16 protein-coding genes, 2 tRNA genes and 2 rRNA genes are annotated in these 19,219 nt (G+C 31.2%); all 20 read right to left on the reverse strand.

The window, feature by feature from the left end; genetic code table 11:
- Window positions 1–384: 384 nt before the first annotated feature.
- Complete coding sequence (locus FGK85_RS09195) at window positions 385–2,817, reverse strand: ATP-dependent Clp protease ATP-binding subunit (protein WP_138205876.1); 2,433 nt, start codon at window positions 2,815–2,817, stop codon at window positions 385–387.
- A gap of 17 nt (window positions 2,818–2,834) precedes the next feature.
- On the reverse strand, window positions 2,835–3,851 hold the full coding sequence (locus FGK85_RS09200) for a protein arginine kinase (protein WP_138205878.1): 1,017 nt from the start codon (window positions 3,849–3,851) through the stop codon (window positions 2,835–2,837).
- Between the two features lie 11 nt (window positions 3,852–3,862).
- Window positions 3,863–4,396: a UvrB/UvrC motif-containing protein gene (locus FGK85_RS09205; RefSeq protein ID WP_138205880.1), complete on the reverse strand. Its 534-nt coding sequence runs from the start codon at window positions 4,394–4,396 to the stop codon at window positions 3,863–3,865.
- 73 nt (window positions 4,397–4,469) lie between these two features.
- Complete coding sequence (locus FGK85_RS09210) at window positions 4,470–4,928, reverse strand: CtsR family transcriptional regulator (protein WP_138205882.1); 459 nt, start codon at window positions 4,926–4,928, stop codon at window positions 4,470–4,472.
- A 247-nt stretch (window positions 4,929–5,175) separates the two neighbouring features.
- The gene (locus tag FGK85_RS15340) at window positions 5,176–5,352 is read right to left on the reverse strand and encodes a hypothetical protein (protein WP_171011380.1); all 177 of its coding nucleotides are present in this window, start codon (window positions 5,350–5,352) and stop codon (window positions 5,176–5,178) included.
- A gap of 27 nt (window positions 5,353–5,379) precedes the next feature.
- A complete protein-coding gene (locus FGK85_RS09215) occupies window positions 5,380–6,354 on the reverse strand; it encodes an ABC transporter ATP-binding protein (RefSeq protein ID WP_138205884.1) in 975 nt (324 codons plus the stop codon).
- Window positions 6,355–7,338 (reverse strand): ABC transporter ATP-binding protein, encoded by a 984-nt coding sequence (locus tag FGK85_RS09220; RefSeq protein ID WP_138205886.1) that lies wholly within the window; start codon window positions 7,336–7,338, stop codon window positions 6,355–6,357.
- A gap of 11 nt (window positions 7,339–7,349) precedes the next feature.
- The gene (gene opp4C / locus FGK85_RS09225) at window positions 7,350–8,234 is read right to left on the reverse strand and encodes an oligopeptide ABC transporter permease (RefSeq protein ID WP_279232915.1); all 885 of its coding nucleotides are present in this window, start codon (window positions 8,232–8,234) and stop codon (window positions 7,350–7,352) included.
- Window positions 8,235–8,246: 12 nt separating this feature from the next.
- Entirely contained in the window at window positions 8,247–9,209 is a 963-nt protein-coding gene (locus FGK85_RS09230) for an ABC transporter permease (protein WP_138205888.1), read from the reverse strand.
- Between the two features lie 68 nt (window positions 9,210–9,277).
- A complete protein-coding gene (locus FGK85_RS09235; protein WP_138205890.1) occupies window positions 9,278–11,005 on the reverse strand; it encodes an ABC transporter substrate-binding protein in 1,728 nt (575 codons plus the stop codon).
- A gap of 120 nt (window positions 11,006–11,125) precedes the next feature.
- Window positions 11,126–11,614: a hypothetical protein gene (locus FGK85_RS09240; RefSeq protein WP_138205892.1), complete on the reverse strand. Its 489-nt coding sequence runs from the start codon at window positions 11,612–11,614 to the stop codon at window positions 11,126–11,128.
- 398 nt (window positions 11,615–12,012) lie between these two features.
- Window positions 12,013–13,746, reverse strand: a complete 1,734-nt coding sequence (locus tag FGK85_RS09245; protein ID WP_138205894.1) for an ABC transporter ATP-binding protein — start codon at window positions 13,744–13,746, stop codon at window positions 12,013–12,015.
- A gap of 115 nt (window positions 13,747–13,861) precedes the next feature.
- A complete protein-coding gene (locus FGK85_RS09250; protein ID WP_138205896.1) occupies window positions 13,862–15,118 on the reverse strand; it encodes an aminopeptidase P family protein in 1,257 nt (418 codons plus the stop codon).
- 172 nt (window positions 15,119–15,290) lie between these two features.
- On the reverse strand, window positions 15,291–15,521 hold the full coding sequence (locus FGK85_RS09255) for a hypothetical protein (protein WP_138205898.1): 231 nt from the start codon (window positions 15,519–15,521) through the stop codon (window positions 15,291–15,293).
- The gene (locus FGK85_RS09260) at window positions 15,487–15,720 is read right to left on the reverse strand and encodes a hypothetical protein (protein WP_138205900.1); all 234 of its coding nucleotides are present in this window, start codon (window positions 15,718–15,720) and stop codon (window positions 15,487–15,489) included. Before FGK85_RS09260 ends, FGK85_RS09255 begins: the two co-directional genes overlap by 35 nt.
- A gap of 256 nt (window positions 15,721–15,976) precedes the next feature.
- Window positions 15,977–18,061 carry an elongation factor G gene (fusA, locus tag FGK85_RS09265; protein ID WP_138205902.1) on the reverse strand — a complete coding sequence of 695 codons (2,085 nt, stop codon included), beginning with the start codon at window positions 18,059–18,061 and terminating at the stop codon, window positions 15,977–15,979.
- 514 nt (window positions 18,062–18,575) lie between these two features.
- Window positions 18,576–18,650, reverse strand: a tRNA-Asn gene (locus FGK85_RS09270).
- A gap of 18 nt (window positions 18,651–18,668) precedes the next feature.
- Window positions 18,669–18,743 (reverse strand) — tRNA-Asn (locus FGK85_RS09275).
- Window positions 18,744–18,750: 7 nt separating this feature from the next.
- Window positions 18,751–18,867 (reverse strand): 5S ribosomal RNA (rrf, locus tag FGK85_RS09280).
- Window positions 18,868–19,050: 183 nt separating this feature from the next.
- Window positions 19,051–19,219 (reverse strand): 23S ribosomal RNA (locus FGK85_RS09285); the annotation flags it as partial.

Raw genomic sequence — 19,219 nt, forward strand, 5'->3', positions numbered from 1 at the left:
CTTTACGTTGATTACCTTATATGACTATATTCTTACCTATTATAATAAAAAAACCACATTAAAAAACGTGGCTACATAACTATCTAAATATATATTATATACCTAATGCTTTACATTTTCTACAATTTTATTATTAATTTAATATAAACTATATTTATTATTATTATTCTCATATTTTTAATATATTAAACATATTTTTCTATATTTTGTTCCTATACTAGCATTATTTTCATACATTTTGTTATAATCCACAATATTTTAATTTATTCATTTTTAATTTTATCATTATTTTGTTAAAAATATATAAAAATCTGTATTTATTCATTATTAATTAACAATTTTTATTTGAAAAAGGATTGGTTATTTCCAATCCTTTAAAATAATTTATTCTTTTGAAAATATTAAACTTCCGTTCTCTTCAGTAACTTTTACTCTATCTCCCTTTAAAATATTTCCCTTAAGCATTTCTTCTGATAATTTATCTTCTACCACCTTAGTTATCTCTCTCCTTAAAGGTCTTGCTCCATAAGTAGAATCAAACCCACTTTTAGCAAGAAATTCTTCTGCCGCTTCATCAAATCCTATTTCTATGTCTTGTTCCTTGAGCCTTCTTGCAACTTCATTAAGCATTAGCCCAACTATTTTTGTTAAATGTATTTGCTCTAATTGATGGAATACAATTATATCATCTATTCTATTTAAGAACTCAGGCCTAAAGGTTCTTTTTAACTCCTGCATAATATTTTCCTTCATTTTTTCATATTCTGTTTCTCTTTCATCTTCTAAAACACTAAATCCCAAAGCTCTCTGTTTTTTTATGGTGGCTGCTCCTGCATTAGATGTCATTATGATTATAGTATTTCTAAAGTCTACAGTTTTACCTTTGCCATCTGTAAGTCTTCCATCTTCTAATATTTGAAGCATTATATTAAATACATCTGGATGTGCTTTTTCTATTTCATCAAATAATACAACGGAGTATGGATGCCTTCTAACCTTATCTGTTAATTGTCCCCCTTCCTCATATCCTACATATCCTGGAGGAGAACCAATAAGTCTAGATACTGCATGCTTCTCCATATACTCAGACATGTCTATCCTTATAATATTTTTTTCATCACCAAACATAGCCTCTGCTAAGGCTTTTGAAAGCTCTGTTTTACCAACACCAGTTGGCCCTAAAAATATAAATGAACCTATGGGTCTCTTAGGATCTTTTAGTCCAACCCTTGCTCTTCTTACAGCTCTGGCTACAGATTTTACTGCTTCTTCTTGACCAATAACTCTCTTATGAAGAATATCCTCTAATTTTAGCAATCTTTCTGATTCCGTTTCTGTAAGCTTTTCTACAGGTATATTGGTCCATTTACCTACTACTGCTGCAATTTGCTTTGAGGAAACTATACCTTCCCCTACTTCACTCTTTGTCTTCCAATTCCTTGTAAGATTTTCAAGCTGATCTCTTAAATTTTTTTCCTCATCTCTTAAGCTAGCAGCCTTTTCAAAATTTTGAACATTTATAGCATCAGATTTTTCCTTACATATTTTTTCAAGCTTTTCCTCCATAGTCTTTAAATCTGGTGGGGCCGTTAAGTTTTGTATCCTAACTTTTGCTCCTGCCTCATCAATCAAATCTATAGCTTTATCTGGTAAGTATCTATCTGTTATATACCTATCTGATAATTTTACTGCTGTTTCTATAGCATCATCTGTTATCTTAACTCTATGATGAGCTTCGTACTTATCTCTTAACCCTCTTAGTATTAATACTGTTTCTTCCTTAGTAGGCTCTCCTACCATTACTGGTTGAAATCTTCTTTCAAGTGCTGCATCCTTTTCTATATATTTTCTATACTCATCTATAGTAGTAGCTCCTATGCATTGAATTTCACCTCTTGCAAGAGCAGGTTTTAATATATTAGATGCATCTATTGCTCCCTCAGCTCCTCCAGCTCCTATTATTGTGTGGATTTCATCTATAAATAAAATTACATTTTTGCAATTGTTTATTTCAACCATCACATTTTTTAATCTTTCCTCAAACTCACCTCTATACTTAGAACCAGCTATAAGAGAGGACATGTCTAAAGTAACAACCCTTTTATCCTTTAAAATTTCCGGTATATTGCCTTGAACTATCCTTTGAGCTAACCCTTCTGCTATAGCTGTCTTACCAACACCAGGATCTCCAATTAAACATGGATTATTCTTAGTTCTTCTACATAATATTTCTAAAACTCTTTCAGTCTCTTTATCTCTTCCTATTACAGGGTCTAATTCTCCCTGTTTAGCCATGTTGGTTAAATCACGCCCATACTGATCCAAAGTAGGTGTGTTTTGCCCTTCACTTTGTGGAGTGGTGTTATTTGTAGAAGCTTGTTCTCCAGATAAGTTTTGTATTACCTCTCTTATAAGTTTATTAAAGTCCACATTTAAGTTCGCAAGAATTGTAAAAGCAACCCCCTCTCCTTCCTTTATTAACGCTATAAGCATATGTTCTGGACTTATATAGTTATGATTTAAGTTTCTAGCTTCCATTAAACTTATCTCTAAAAGTCTCTTTGTCCTTGGAGTTAATGAAATTTCATTTTGTACAAAATCCATATCTCCCTGTCCCTCATATCTATTAACCAATGTTCTTACATTTTCCACTGTAACACCTTGTTCATTTAGACATCTTCTAGCTATGCCTTCTTCTCTTAATATTCCTAAAAGTATATGTTCCGTTCCTACATATCCATGTCTAAAACTTTTTGCTTCCTCTTGTGAATACATAAAAACCTTTTGAGAACGGTCTGAAAATCTTCCAAAGATCATTTTCTTCCTCCTTAAAACTATAATTTAGATTTTATTAAAATAGCTCTCTGCATATCTCTCTGTTTTTTAGATAGTGTTTCTTTTGAGTTTTTTTGTAAACTAGCCGGTTGTGAATATATTAATAACTCATTAAGAGTATTTTTTTCTATATCCTTTATTATGCCCGTTTCCACTCCCATTCTTACATAAGATAAAAGTTTCAAACATTCGCTATTCTCTAAAAGTATTGCAGAACGTAATATTCCCAAGGCTCTATATATTTTGTCCTGAATTTCATAATTATATTTTTTTAGTATTCTTTCTCTCGCTATATTTTCTTGATTTATTATCTGCTTCACCACTGCAATTAAATTAGTAATTATCTCCTGCTCACTCACCCCTAATGTAACCTGATTAGATACTTGAAATAAGTTTCCCTCTGATCTAGATCCCTCTCCATATAGTCCTCTTATAGTCATGCCTAAATGCGATATAGCTGTAAATACTTGTTCAATTTCCTTTTCCATGACTAACGCTGGCAAATGCAGCATTACTGAAGCTCTTAAACCCGTTCCTAGATTTGTAGGGCAAGCTGTCAAATATCCTAACTTTTCATCAAAAGCAAATTGCATATTTTCCTCTAATTTATTATCTAATATGTTAGCAGTTTCATAGGCCTCTTTAAGATTTAATCCTGCAGTGATACATTGTATCCTTAAATGATCCTCTTCATTCATCATAATACTTACTGTTTGTTCCTTATCACATATAAAAGCTCCCTTATGTGTATTATTCAAAAGTTTTGGACTTATTAAATGCTTTTCTAAATATACACTATTACTTACTCTATCATTACTCCATAAATAAATCGTTTTATAATCTTCCTGACTATATACGCTATAAAAATTTTCCTCTATTTTATTCACCAAATCTTTTCCATTTGGTATATCTAACTTATCCGGAAATGGGATTCCCTGTAAATTTCTAGCTAATCTTATTCTACTACTAAGAACAATATCTTCCATTTCATTCTTAGCTTTAACCCAGTTTTCCATATAACCACTCCCTAAATCTCTTTATCTATTTCTCTTATTTTATCTCTCAATTCAGCAGCTTTTTCATATTCTTCTTCCGCTATGGCCCTTTGTAGCTTTTCCCTTAATTCCAATATAGTCTTCCTTTTTAATATGTCTCTACCTGCTGTTTTGGGAATTTTACCTATGTGCTCCACATTTCCTTGTACTCTTCTTATTACAGAATTTAATGTATTACCAAAGCTTCTATAACAATAGCTACACCCAAGTAATCCTTTTTCTTTAAATTCACTATAAGTTGTACCGCAATGTTTACATATAGCTTCCTTAGGCTGTTCCAAACCACTGTTTCCATTTTTATTCATATAGTCCATTATTCCGCTGAGTATACTTTGAAAAGTGAAAGGCGAGGATAAATTAAATTCCGGCTCCAATTCTAAATTTACATTTAACCCTTCCTTATTTCTAGCACAATCTTCACATAAATATAGTTCTTCCTTATGTCCATTTATTATTCTTGTAATATGCACTGTGGCTTCTTTCTTATTACATACACTACATATCAATTTTCATCCCTCCAAGCTACAATGGTATTCTTATAATTCAATACTCTTCTAAACATAAAACTTTATTTTCAAACTACAATAATATTACTGTAATCATAGATTTTAATATATCTGCCCTAAGAACATTTCTATCATCGGTATTATTCGATAAAGCCCTTTCGTTTATAGCCGCCTTCATTATATTGCTTTCTTTTTCATCTATATACCCAGCTTCATATAAACCCTGGATTATTTTAACTCCAGTATCATAGGTAACATTATTTCCAATTTTTTTATTTATAATCTTTAAAAGAGGCTTGTAATTCTCCACTTGTATTCTTCTAATTCTAATACAACCTCCACCTCCCCGTTTACTTTCTATATAATACCCCTTGTCCGTGGTAAACCTAGTAGTTAAAACATAGTTTATTTGAGAAGGTGCACAACTAAAATAATTAGCCAATTCATTTCTCACTATCTCTAATTCATCTTCTTCATTCTCTTTCATCATCTCTTTTATGAATTCTTCTATAATGTCGGATAATCTTGCCATTTTTATCTCTCCTGACTTTATCTTTCTTTGACTTTAATTTTATCATATTATTTTTACATATTTTATGCAATACACCTTTTAAATATTTTATCCAATATATATGTGTATATGTTAGCTTTTCTCTTTTATTCTTAGTATTATTCAAAATTACTTCCATTTCAAAGTAAAATAAAGCCATAAATAACAATTATATAAATTAACTATTATTCATGGCTTTATTTTTATTGAAATAAAAAACTTTTAATAACTATTTTATCCAAAACTTAGTCATTATTATTAGCACTAGTGTTAAGCAAGCTACTAGTATAAGTACAAAAGGCAAAACCACCTGTATACCTGCAATTGTAAGTGCTAGCAAATCTTTAAAAGTAAATTTTTCATATTTGCATTCTTCCTTAAGCAATTCATCTTTTATATCTTTCATTTATTTTCTCCTTTTATCCCAATAAATTTATACTAAATGACAAGCCACAAAATGTTCTTTATCCACTTCTCTATATTCAGGAACTTCTTCAGAACACTTTTTAATGGCATATGGACATCTAGTATGAAATTTGCAACCTGTAGGTGGATTAGCCGGACTTGGTATATCCCCCTTTAAAATTATTCTGTCTCTTTTTAAAGTAGGATCTGGTATTGGAACGGCTGACAATAAAGCTTTAGTATATGGATGCAATGGATTCTTATATAACTCGTCTTTTTTGGCCATTTCTACTAAAGTGCCTAAATACATAACTCCAACTCTATGAGATATATGCTTCACCACACTTAAATCATGAGAAATAAATAGATATGAAAATCCCATAGTCTCTTGAAGTTCTTCCATTAAATTTATGATTTGAGCTTGTATTGATACATCTAGTGCTGATACCGGTTCATCTGCTACTATAAAATCTGGATTTAAAATCAATGCTCTAGCTATACCAATCCTCTGTCTTTGTCCTCCAGAAAATTCATGTGGATATCTTTTTATATGATACGAAGCAAGTCCGCAAATTTTTAAAGTTTCACTAACTTTATGGCTAATTTCTTCCTTAGAACATATACCATGATCTCTTAAGGCTTCCCCAACTATTTCCCCAACGGTTAATCTAGGATTCAACGAACTATATGGATCTTGAAATATAAGCTGCATCTTAAGCCTTAACTTTCTCAATTGATATTTATTACATTTATATACATCTACATCCTTAAAATATACATCACCCTCTGTTTTATTCCATAGTCTCAATATAGTTCTGCCTATAGTAGATTTACCACATCCTGATTCTCCTACTAAACCTAAGGTTTCTCCTTTATTTATATTAAAACTAACATTATCTACAGCTTTTACATATCCTACGGTTTTTTGAAAAAACCCTCCACTTATAGGAAAATATTTTTTCAAATTATCAACCCTTATTAACGTATCATTGCTTTTTTCCATCTATTCCACCTCCTTATCATAAAGCCAACAAGCTACTTCATGTCTATTGCCCTTATCTATTAGGGGTGGTATTCCTTTTTTACATTCCTCACAGGCTCTATTACATCTTTCATAAAAATAACAATACTCTGGCATACCTATAGGATTAGGCACTTGACCTGGAATAGAATATAATTTATCCTGCTCTTTATTTAATGTAGGTTTTGAATTTAAAAGTCCTATAGTATAAGGATGTTTAGGATTTTTAAATAACTCCACCACTGGTGCCTTTTCTACTACTTTTCCGGCATACATAACTACAACATAATCTGCCATTTCTGCAATAACTCCCAGGTCATGGGTTATAAGCATTATAGATGCCCCTATCTTATTTTTTAAATTCCTCATCAATTGTAAAATTTGAGCTTGAATAGTAACATCTAATGCAGTGGTTGGTTCATCTGCAATTAAAAGTTTAGGGTTACAGGAAAGCGCCATAGCTATCATAGCTCTTTGCCTCATTCCACCACTTAATTCATGAGGATAGCAATTAAATACCTCCTCTGCCCTAGGTATTCCTACTAATTTTAGCATTTCAATAGCTCTTTCTTTTGCCCCTTCTTTATCTAATTTTTGGTGAAGTATTATGGTTTCATTTATTTGATATCCTATGGTAAGTACAGGATTTAAAGATGTCATAGGCTCTTGAAAAATTACAGCTATATCATTGCCCCTTATATTTCTCATCTCTTCATCCTTTAACTCTAAAATATTTTTATCTTCAAAATATATTTCTCCACCCATAATTTTTCCTGGTGGATTAGGTATAAGTCTCATAATAGACATGGCTGCAACACTTTTTCCACATCCCGATTCACCAACTAATCCTAATGTCTCACCTTTTTTTATTTTAAAGCTCACATCATCTACTGCCTTTACAATTCCATCTTCTGTCATAAAATACGTTTTTAAATTTTTTATTTGAACTAAATCAGTGTTTTCCATATTCACACCCCCTATACCTTTAGTTTAGGATCTAGTGCATCTCTTAAGCCATCACCAAATAAATTTATGGCCATAACTGTTAGAAATATACACAAACCTGGTGGTGCCCAAACCCACATTCTGTTTTTCAAAGTAAATAAATCATTTACCTTTTGAACCATTTGCCCCCAAGAAGGTGTAGGTGGTGTTACTCCTAGGCCTAAAAAACTCAAAGTAGATTCTGTAAGTATAGCCCCTCCAATTCCTAAAGTAGCAGAAACTATTATAGATGCAAAAGTATTAGGTAATAAATGTACAAACATTTTTCTTTTATCACTTAATCCTAAACACTCTGCAGCCTGCATAAATTCCTGCTCCCTTAAAGAAAGTATTTGTCCCCTTACTATACGACAAAGGGAAGGCCATCCTAGAAAACCTATTATAAACATAATCACATACATTCTATTTTCAGGTTTTATTTTCAAATCAGACATAACCGCTGCAAGCATTATAAGTATTGGCAAACCTGGTAAACACATAAACATATCTACAATTCTCATAATTATTGCATCTATTTTCCCACCGTAATATCCTGCAATAGCTCCTAATATACTTCCAATTACAACCTCAATTATTACAGCCAATATTCCTACCAATAAAGAAACTCTTCCCCCATACATGAGTCTAGTCAAAACATCTCTTCCAACTTCATCTGTTCCTAAAATGTGGGTGCTTGTTGGTGGTTTATATTTATCCACTAAACTCATAGTATTCATATTATAGGATGAAAACCATGGTCCAATGAATGAAAATAAAATCATGAATATCAGTATGCACATTCCTAGCATCGCTAATTTATTTTTTCTTAATCTTCTAAGAACTATTTTAAAAGGACTTACTATTTCATTTTCTTTCAATTTTTTCACCTCCTACTTATACCTTATTCTTGGGTCTACCGCTGCATAAATTATATCTGCTAAAAGATTGCCTAATAAAACTAATAGCGCCAGTAGCATATTTATACCCATAAGTAATGGATAGTCCCTTCCACTTACTGCATTTAGTTCCACTGGTCCTATGCCTGGCCACCCAAATATTGACTCAGTTACTATTGCTCCACTAAATAGAGCTGGAAGCCAAAATCCAAGTAGTGTAATAACAGGTATCATAGCATTTCTAAGTGCATGTCTATATATTACGACTTTTTCTTTAAGTCCCTTTGCTCTAGCAGTCCTTATATAATCCTGTCTTATAACCTCCAGCATACTTGACCTAGTATATCGCATAAATCCAGCCAAGCTGCCTAGAGTTAATACTATGAGAGGTAGCGCCATATGCCTCATTCCATCTAAAAATTTTGCCATCCCCACCGCATTACTTCCTGCTGTGAACATACCTGCTACCGGGAAAATGTGTACATCCACTGCCAGCCACTTCATCAATAATTCACCAAAGAAAAATGATGGCATAGATATACCAAACAGAGCAAATATAGTGAAGAAGTAATCAAAACCTGAATATTGCTTAGTAGCTGAAATTACCCCTATAGGTATAGAAATAATTATGGCAAGAACAAATGATACTATAGAAAGTTTAAATGAATTCCATATATATGTATTCATTACTTTCCCTACTGATTGTTTATAATAAATAGACTCTCCCCAGTCCCCTTTAAGTGCATTCTTAACCCAAATTCCATATTGCACTATAGTTGGCTTATCTATACCGAACTGTCTTCTTAATTCTTGTTTTGCCTCCAAACTCATTCGAGGGTCTATTTTACCTGTTAATGGGTCTCCCGGTGCTAAATGAATAAGTAAAAATATAATTAAAGAAACACCTATAAGGATTGGTATCATCTGAAGAACTCTTCGTAAAACATAATTTTTCATTTTATACCCCCTCTCTATATTCATATGTGCCTAGTAACCTTTACTAGGCACATATTTTAAATATATTATTATTTGATTTCTGCTTTATATACATCCAATGTGAAATCAATATAAGGTGATAAATCTAACCCTTTAACCTTTGAACTTACAGCCCACATTTCTTTACTCATATCTAGGAATATATAAGGTAGGTCATCGTTAGCTATTTGTAACCATTTTTTGTATATTTCTTTTCTTTCTTCCAGTTTAGTTGTCTTTAATCCTTCTTGTAGTAATTTTTCTCCATCTTCATTTCTCCATCCACCTGCATTAAATCCACCTTTTACGTCTTGAGAAATTCCAAATATGCCAAGTGAATCAGGGTCTATACTTAAGGACCAAGCCATATTAAACATTTCAAAATTTTGTTCATCGTACACCTTAGTACATAAAGTTGCAAACTCCATCATTTCAGGAACTACATCTATGCCTAGTTTCTTCCAGTTATCTTTTACTATTGGTATTAAAGTTTCAACATATTTACTTCCACTATAGGTATACCAAGATATGGTGAATTTCTTACCATCTTTATATCTAAATCCATCATCCTTTTTAACCCATCCAGCTTCATCTAATAATTTATTAGCTTTATCTGCATCATATTCATATTTATTTAAATCATCTGTATATGCCCAAGAAACTGGTGATACTGGTCCATTACATACATCTGCATATTCGCCAAAGTATGCATTGGCAAATCCTTTTCTATCTAAACCATATGCTAAAGCTTGACGAACTCTCTTATCTTTAAATTTTTCATTTCTTAAATTTAATCCCATATATCCATATCCATTACCAGGATAAAGCTGCATATTTAAGAATCCTGCCTCTTTTAATTCTTGAACGTTCTCTGGTTTTGCTGATACTCTACAAACATCTATTTCTCCAGCTTTTATTTGCTGCATCATATTTTCTGCAGTAACAGCTTTTAGTATAACTGTCTTTATCTTAGGCTCACCCTTCCAATAGTTAGGGTTCTTTTCTAGAACAACTTCTTGACCTGGTTTATATTCTTTAAATATATAAGCTCCTGAACCTACTGGTTTTAAGAATTTATCCTCTAATTCTTTTATTTTGCCTTTTTCAAATCCATAGTATTTTTTAGGCATTATTCCATATCCAAAATCATAGATAGCTGGTGCCTTAGGCTCTGTCAATGTAAATGAAATTGTATAAGGATCTATAACCTTTATTCCTTCAACCTCTTTTGCATCACCTTTATGATATTTTTCATATCCTAATAATTTTTCTACTGCATCAAATCTTGATCCTTTATAGTTTGGATCACATATAGCAGTATAAGTAAATGCTACGTCTTCAGCTGTAAGTTCATCTCCACTTGAAAACTTAATTCCCTTCTTTAATTTAAATGTGTATGTTTTTCCATCCTCTGATATTTCCCATTTTTCTGCCACATTAGCTGTTGGATTTCCTTCTGCATCATTTGAAATCAATCCATCATAAATAAGACTACATACATAAGCATCATCTACTGTACCAGAATATATAGAATTGAACTTTCCTTCTGGTGCATTAAAGCCTACAATTAACATGTCTTTTCTGTTTTTTGAAACATCAGGTAATCCATTAGGATTTGATGCCTTTATTATTTCTGTGTGCTTTGAAGCTGGTTTTACTTCCTCCTCCTCTATCTTAGGTTTGTTGGCATCTGGCTTTGGTTTTTCTTTACAAGCAGTAAATACAAATGCAAATGCCATGGTCAATGATAAAAGTGTAAACAACTTTCTTTTTTTCATTTTCTATATCTCTCCTTTTTGTTACTACTTTAATACTATATATAGGAAATCAATATAATTTTTAGAACAACAAAAAAATCCTAGACGAATTATTTCATCTAGAATTCTTTATAATTTTCATTAATAAAAAATATTTTTAAGACATCCCTTATTTTCCACCCTGCTATATTTAGATAGCTTGTATATAAAATCTTTTTGATCCTTTAAGCACATATTTTTCTTTATTATAGATATATAGTTTTTGTCGTAACTTAAAATCAATAGTATCTTATCATCCATATTTATAACTTTTTTAATATCTTCTGCATTTATTATAGTCTTATCGCACAACATTCTAGGATATATAATAATTTCCTTTCCTATAAATCTAACATATATTCTTCTTATTAAATTCATCTTATCCATAGAAAACACTAAAAGAACCAGTGCAGTTATTATCACTAGTAAATTTAAATATTTAAGATTATTATTTTTATCACCATTTATATTTATATATATTAAAAAAATAATACATAAAAGAAAAGCTAAAAAACATACAATACCATCTAAATTTATATTAGGTTTTGTTTTTATTTCAATAGACTTTTCTTGAACATTTTTACCTATCAAAATTTCAACACCCCTTTTGCTATTTTTCTAATTCTAATAGTATCACCTCAACGCCCCCTAGTGTTTACAAATTTATTACAATTATGTTATTAATGTAACACATACCCTCCCTATATATTTCTAAATAATTTTATACACATAACAAAGGCTGTAGCACAACTAACCTAACTGTTACCTGTGCCACAGCCCCTTATAACATTCCTTTTCAACCCTCATAAACAGATCTCTAACCTTCAGATGGAGTTTTTACTCCATCTGAAGATTAGAGATCGTTATTCAGGGACATAGCTGCCGTTATCTCCCACTTTGTTAGAAGTGGGAGTGTTACGGCAGGTAGTCATCGGATAAAACTATGTTAAATATTTTCCTAACTTATGCAATGGTTATATAATGCATTTTTATAATTCATCCGGAATATATCCTTTAAACTGTGCATTATAAAGATTTGAATATATGTTTCCTTTTTTCATTAGTTCTTCATGAGTACCTCTTTCCTCTATGCCGCTATCTGTAAGTACTATTATTTCGTCTGCATTTTTTATAGTAGATAATCTATGCGCTACCACTAGAGTAGTCCTGCCTTTAGAAAGTCCCTCTAAAGACTTTTGAATAATAAGTTCAGTTTCATTATCTAAAGCAGAAGTTGCTTCATCTAATATTAGTATTGGAGGATTTTTTAGAAATACTCTAGCTATAGCTATTCTCTGCTTTTGCCCTCCAGATAGCTTTATTCCTCTTTCCCCTACATAAGTGTCGTATCCCTCTGGCAAATCTAGAATGAACTGATGTATATTAGCATTTTTAGCAGCGGCTATCACCTGCTCATCACTGGCTTCAGGATTTCCATAAAGAATATTTTCTTTTATAGTTCCTGTAAATAGAAAAACATCTTGCTGTACAATGCCTATATTCTTCCTCAAAGATTTTAAAGTAACATCTTTTATATTTTTTCCATCTATGTATATATTTCCTTCATTAACTTCATAAAACCTAGGTATCAAATGACATAATGTGGTTTTACCTCCTCCTGATGGCCCCACCAATGCCAAAGTCTTCCCTTGTTCTACGGTTAAATCCAAATGAGATAATATTGTCTCTTTATTATTATATTTGAATGTAACATTACTAAGTTCTATTGTGCCTTTTACGTCATTTAATTCCTTAGCATCTTCCTTGTCCTTTATATCAGGCTTTATGTTCATTATCTCTACGAATCTTTCAAAACCTGCCATACCTGATTGATATTGCTCCACAAAAGATGTAAGTCTTCTTATAGGCTGCATAAATAAATTTATGTATAATAAATAAGCTACTAAATCTCCAGGATTAATTAAATAATTATATACAAACATACCCCCTGCAAACATAACTACAACATATAAAATATCCATAGTAAACCTTATTCCTGAAAAAAACTCTGCCATAGCCTTATATGCATACTCTCTAGATTGCTTAAATTCTATATTACCTTCGTCAAATTTTTCCATTTCATATTCTTCATTAGTAAAGGATTTTGCTACTCTAATTCCAGATATGCTATTTTCAATTTGTGCATTTACATTAGCTACTTTCTTTCGCACATCTTTAAACGCCTTAGCCATATTAACTCTTTTTTTAATAGCAAACCAAAATATAAGAGGAATAAATGCAAATATAATTACTGTTAACCGTATATTAATTGTACACAGTATTATAAAGGATCCTATCAACATAACAAAAGAAAGAAATAAGTCCTCTGGTCCATGATGAGCAAGTTCAGACACTTCCTGCAAATCATTAACTATCCTAGACATTATATGACCAGTTTTATTATCGTCAAAATAACTAAAAGGCAACTCCTGTAAATGTGCAAATAAATCTTTTCTCATATGATATTGCATTCTAACTCCTACCACATGACCCCAATAATCAACTATATAATTACATATAAGTTTTATTAAATACAATAAGATTAAAATTCCTGTAAGTACATATAGCATTTTTAAATTTCTATTAGGGATTACATCATTTATAATCTCTCTAGTGAACATTGGAAAAAATAGATCTGCCCCAGCTACTAAAAAAGCACAAAATAAATCTAACATGAACAATTTTTTATGCGGTTTATAATATTTTATAAATTTTTTTACCACACCTTTTCCCCCCTCACATTTACATAAAACATTACATTAATATTAAAAGTTTTTTATATAAAACCCCACAGCAATAAGCCACGGGGTTAAATAATATAAAGTTAAAAAACATACTTTACTTTAAGTATTTATTATTCTCAGCCATATATTTTTCTATTTCTTCTATTTCTCTTATCATGTTTTTAGTTAATACTTCACATCCATCTTCAGTAACTAATAAATCGTCCTCAATTCTTATGCCTATACCTTCTTCTGGTATATATAATCCAGGTTCATTTGTAAGAACCATACCTGGTTTTAATTCACTATGAGAGCCTACATCGTGAGTATCCATGCCTAATTGATGTCCTATGCTATGAAAATAGTATTTGGATAATTCAGAAGCATCCTTAATAAGTCCTAACTCTACACATCCCTCTGCCAATAATTCCTTTGCTCTTATGTTTAATTGCTCAAAAGTTATTCCTGGCTTAGTCATAGCTGTTATTTCTTTATTAGTTTTTAAAACCACATTATAAATTTCCTTTTGTCTCTCTGTGAATTTACCATTTAAAGGTATAGCACGACTTATATCTCCATTATAATATTTATATTGAGCTCCTAAGTCAAACTGCATAAGTTCTCCATCTTTAGTTTGACAATTATTATCTGAATAATGAAGAATAGCAGCATTTTTTCCTGAAGCGGCTATAGTTTTAAAGGCTTTGTCTTTAACTCCATGACTAGTTAAAACAAAATCAAAATATGCTTCTATTTCATATTCCATCATACCAGGCTTCATATTTTCCATTAATTTATATATGCCTTCTTCTGTTATCTTTATGGCTTCTCTTATATTTTCTATTTCCTCTTCTGATTTAATAGTTCTCATTTCACATATATCATGGTAAATATTTTTTATATTTATAAAAGGATATTTTTCTTTTGCAACCTTAGCAAATTCTTGTGATTTAGTCATTGGGATGTCCCATTCAGCTCTTTCTAAATCTAAATATAAGTTATCATATTTAAATCTAGAGAATAAAAGTCCAAATGCACCCTGAAAATCTTCTATATATCTTACATCCTCTATGCCTGATACTTCTTTTGCTTCTTCTTCAGACATTTTTTCCCCTAACCATCTTGCCATTTGAGGATCATTTTTTTCTATAAATAGAGTTTGAAATACCTTTCCTGCTCTTTTATGCATCATAAGCATCATGTTTTCTCTATCTATTCCTGTTAAATAGTAAAAGTTCCTGTTTGGTGTAAAGCTATAAGTTTCATCCGCTGACTTGTAAGGGGCTCTACCTGCAAATAATAATACTATAGAACCATCCTCAATATTTTTCATAATCTCTTCTCTTTTACTTATAAAAAATTCTTTTTTCATTTATACTCCCCCCAAAATAAACTGAAATTTTAAAAAGTTCATAGTACAAATATATCATTATAAACTATTAGTTTCAATACCTTGAACTTTGCACTTATTTCATATTACACCTATTTACTTATGTATAATGACTAATACTTTATATTTTTATCCTAAGCTTTTATTTGCTAATTTACTGAGTTAATTCTTCATCTCCCTTTAAAGCCTTTTCCAACTTTTCTCTTTGCAAATCGTAAAATACAATAGCCTCTCCCTTAGTCCCATAAAATCCTTGTAGCAAATTAGCATTAAAATCTATAGGTTTTATCTTAATGCCATCTGAACCATAAGCCCTATTTATTATCTCTGATGAATAATAGTTTTTTCTTTTAGTTTCTATGTGCCTTGATGTGGTACTCTTCATTTTTTTTACCTCCTTCATAAATCACATTAAAATTGTTATCTTTAAGCATTGTACAAATTATATCTGAATCTATATTATCTTTAGAATTTATACTTATAACTAGCTCATCCTTATTGCCTACAAACTGCATATAATCATATATGTTTGAATAATCCCTTAATTGCATTTTGCCAATTATATTAAGAAAATATTGAGACAAAATAATCACACTCCTATTCTCTTATTATTTTATATATTTTCCTTTATATATATTTTCTTTTATATATTTTCTTCACCACTTTAATCACTAAAGCTTAAACTTATTTATAAATTGAATTTTGTTTAGCTTACCATAGTCCTTTTATTTTTTGTAATTATATTTTCTTTATTCATTTTTATAAAAAATAAAAAAAGCCCCATATTTTTAGGGCTTTTGATAATTTATATATAATTATATATAATTATATATTTTTCTATTATTCTGCCTTTTCCTCCGCCATAGCCGCTATTATTTTGCTGGCTTCTAAACTTGGAACCTCTTCATATCTCTCAAACTCCATTAAAAAGTTTCCCTTGCCACCTGTCATAGAACGTAAATCTGTAGAATAATCTAATAATTCTGCTTGAGGAATTTCCGCTACAATTTTTTGTTTATTTCCATTAGACTCCATTCCTAAAATTCTGCCTCTCTTCTTATTTACATCAGCCATAATATCTCCCATAAATTCTTCTGGAATAGTTATTTCCACATGCATTACTGGCTCTAAAAGCACCGACTGTGCTTCTTTCAATCCCTTTTTATAAGCTAAAGAAGCTGCTATTTTAAATGCCATTTCTGATGAATCCACTGTATGATATGATCCATCATGCAATGTGGCTTTTAATCTTATAACAGGATATCCAGCTAAAACCCCATGTTGTATACATTCCCTTAATCCTTTTTCAACAGCTGGAATGTATTGCCTTGGCACAACCCCGCCTACTACCTGATCAACAAACTGTAATTCATCTTCTCCATCATTTCTAGGTTCAAATTTAATCTTTACATCACCATATTGTCCATGACCACCTGACTGTTTCTTATGTTTTCCCTGTACATCCGCTATATTTCTTATAGTTTCCCTATATGGTATCTTAGGGTTTCTTAATTCTATTCCAACGCCAAACTTATTTTTTAATTTACTTGTTATTATCTCTAAATGAGTAGAACCTAACCCTGAAATTATGGTCTCTGCATTCTCCGTATCTCTCGAAATCTTAAAAGTTGGGTCTTCTTCTAAAAGCTTATTCAGTCCAGAAGAAATCTTATCCTCATCGCCTTTTGATGTAGTAAATACTGCTTTAGAAAGCATTGGTTTTGGGAATTCTATGCCTCTATATTTTATTTTAAAATTTTCATCACATAAAGTATCCCCGGTACCTGTATATTGAAGCTTAGCTACAGCCCCAATATCCCCAGCTATAACCTCTTGTGTCTGTACTTGTTCTTTTCCTCTAATAAAGTACATACTTCCTATCTTTTCATGTTTATCCTTACTTGAATTATACACTGTACTATCTGGTTTAGCTTTACCAGTTATTACTCTAAATAAAGATAATTTCCCTACAAATGGATCTGCTATAGTCTTAAATACAAATGCTGAAAAGGGTAAATTCTCATTTACCTGTATTTCTTTTTCTGTATTATCCTTTAAGTCTATGGCCATATGAGGTCTTGTTTCTTCTGGGGATGGGAAACACTCAACTATATCCTCTAATAGAGTATTCATACCTATTCCAATATAAGCAGAACCACACATAACAGGCGTTATTTCTCCCTCTGCACAGCCCTTTATTAAACCATGATATATTTCATCATCACTTAAAGTTCCTTCATTAAAATATTTATCAAGTAATTTTTCGTCAGTTTCAGCAACAGCTTCTATAATCATATTTTTACATTCATCTACTTTTTCTATTAGTTCTTCAGGTATCTCTGCCTTCTCCATAGCATGAGTTTTAGGATTAAATATTCTAGCAACTCTAGAAATAACATTTATTAATCCTTTAAAGTTTTCTTCTGTTCCTATAGGATATTGAACTGGAACTACAGAAATACCAAATTTTTCTTTTAAATCTCCTAAAACTTTCTCAAAACTGCTATTCTCTCTATCTAATTTATTTATAAAAAATGCTCTTGGTAAATTATTTTTGCTCATATAATCCCATGCTTTTTCTGTTCCTACTTGTATACCGGATACTCCTGAAACAGCAATCATGGCTATATCTGCTGCTCTCAATCCTTCTAACATTTCTCCTTCAAAATCAAAATATCCAGGAACATCCACTATATTTATCTTTGTATTTTCCCATTGAAAAGGAGCTATAGCTGTAGAAATAGAAATTTTTCTTCTTTTCTCTTCACTATCATAATCGCATACTGTATTACCTTCTTCTATTCTTCCCAATCTATCTGTTACATTAGAATAATATAATAGAGCTTCTGCCAATGAAGTTTTTCCTGCTCCACTATGTCCTACTACGGCAACATTTCTTAAATTTTTGGTTTGATAATTTTTCATATGCATTTTCCCCCTTACATACTTACATATAATTAGCCTTACTTTATTATTCTCTTTTAAAAGAAATTTTCCTTTTAATTTAACGAAATTTTCTAAATAATTGGAATATTAAATTATTGACAAGTTTATGGAATTTTATTATTGTTCCTTATTTGATATTGAATATTTATTATTCATATTTCAAGATTATCTAATATAAATTCTAAAAATAATGTGGGAAAATTGATTTAGTAATAACTGAGTGGAATATTATTATAGTATATGTATTTATATATATTATATCTAGTATATGTATTTATATATATTATATCTATTTTTTTCTTATTCATACATAATAAATATAATTAGACTTAATTTCATAACTTAACCTTGAAGAAGAATAAAATAATACAGTAACTTCCATGTGTTGTTAGTAAATTTTTTAAATAAAAAAACATATATTAAGAAAAATTTCAATATAGCTAACTTGAATTTTTTCTTAATATATGTTGAATTATTTTGCAAAAAATAAAAATGGCTCCGCGAAAAGGATTCGAACCTTCAGCCTATCGGTTAACAGCCGAGTGCTCCACCGTTGAGCTATCGCGGAACATTTATTAAAATTGAATGGCTCCGCGAAAAGGATTCGAACCTTCAACCTATCGGTTAACAGCCGAGTGCTCCACCGTTGAGCTATCGCGGAATATTCAACCTGGCGACGACCTACTCTCCCACAGGGCTTCCCCTGCAGTACCATCGGCGCTTTGAAGCTTAACCGTCCTGTTCGGAATGGGAAGGGGTGTTACCTTCAAGCCATAATCACCAGATAAATTCAGTGGGCTAGTGGGCTAGCGTCTAGAGGGCTAGTATTTAGCTGCTGCGCAGCGTATCTAGTTACTAGAGTTTAACGGACTAGCTTACTAAAAAAAGAACTTATTGTTCTTTCAAAATTGCACAGTGTGGAAAATCTTTTAATTGTCAATTGTCAATTGTCAACTGTCAATTATCTTTTGATCAAGCCCTCGACTTATTAGTATCGGTCAGCTGAACATGTTACCATGCTTACACCTCCGACCTATCAACCTGGTAGTCTTCCAGGAGTCTTACTAGCTTACGCTATGGGAAATCTAATCTTGAGGTGGACTTCACGCTTAGATGCTTTCAGCGTTTATTCCTTCC

The sequence above is a fragment of the Haloimpatiens lingqiaonensis genome, assembly GCF_901447495.1.
GTDB classification, from domain to species: Bacteria; Bacillota; Clostridia; order Clostridiales; family Clostridiaceae; genus Haloimpatiens; species Haloimpatiens lingqiaonensis.

Excerpts from the sequence above, each read along its gene's own strand:
- FGK85_RS09210 (WP_138205882.1), bottom strand. The coding sequence starts at position 4,928 with ATGGCAAGATTATCCGACATTATAGAAGAATTCATAAAAGAGATGATG.
- fusA (WP_138205902.1), bottom strand. The coding sequence starts at position 18,061 with ATGAAAAATTATCAAACCAAAAATTTAAGAAATGTTGCCGTAGTAGGA.
- FGK85_RS09200 (WP_138205878.1), bottom strand. The coding sequence starts at position 3,851 with ATGGAAAACTGGGTTAAAGCTAAGAATGAAATGGAAGATATTGTTCTT.
- FGK85_RS09230 (WP_138205888.1), bottom strand. The coding sequence starts at position 9,209 with ATGAAAAATTATGTTTTACGAAGAGTTCTTCAGATGATACCAATCCTT.
- FGK85_RS09250 (WP_138205896.1), bottom strand. The coding sequence starts at position 15,118 with ATGAAAAAAGAATTTTTTATAAGTAAAAGAGAAGAGATTATGAAAAAT.
- FGK85_RS09220 (WP_138205886.1), bottom strand. The coding sequence starts at position 7,338 with ATGGAAAACACTGATTTAGTTCAAATAAAAAATTTAAAAACGTATTTT.
- FGK85_RS09255 (WP_138205898.1), bottom strand. The coding sequence starts at position 15,521 with ATGAAGAGTACCACATCAAGGCACATAGAAACTAAAAGAAAAAACTAT.
- FGK85_RS09215 (WP_138205884.1), bottom strand. The coding sequence starts at position 6,354 with ATGGAAAAAAGCAATGATACGTTAATAAGGGTTGATAATTTGAAAAAA.
- FGK85_RS15340 (WP_171011380.1), bottom strand. The coding sequence starts at position 5,352 with ATGAAAGATATAAAAGATGAATTGCTTAAGGAAGAATGCAAATATGAA.
- FGK85_RS09195 (WP_138205876.1), bottom strand. The coding sequence starts at position 2,817 with ATGATCTTTGGAAGATTTTCAGACCGTTCTCAAAAGGTTTTTATGTAT.
- FGK85_RS09235 (WP_138205890.1), bottom strand. The coding sequence starts at position 11,005 with ATGAAAAAAAGAAAGTTGTTTACACTTTTATCATTGACCATGGCATTT.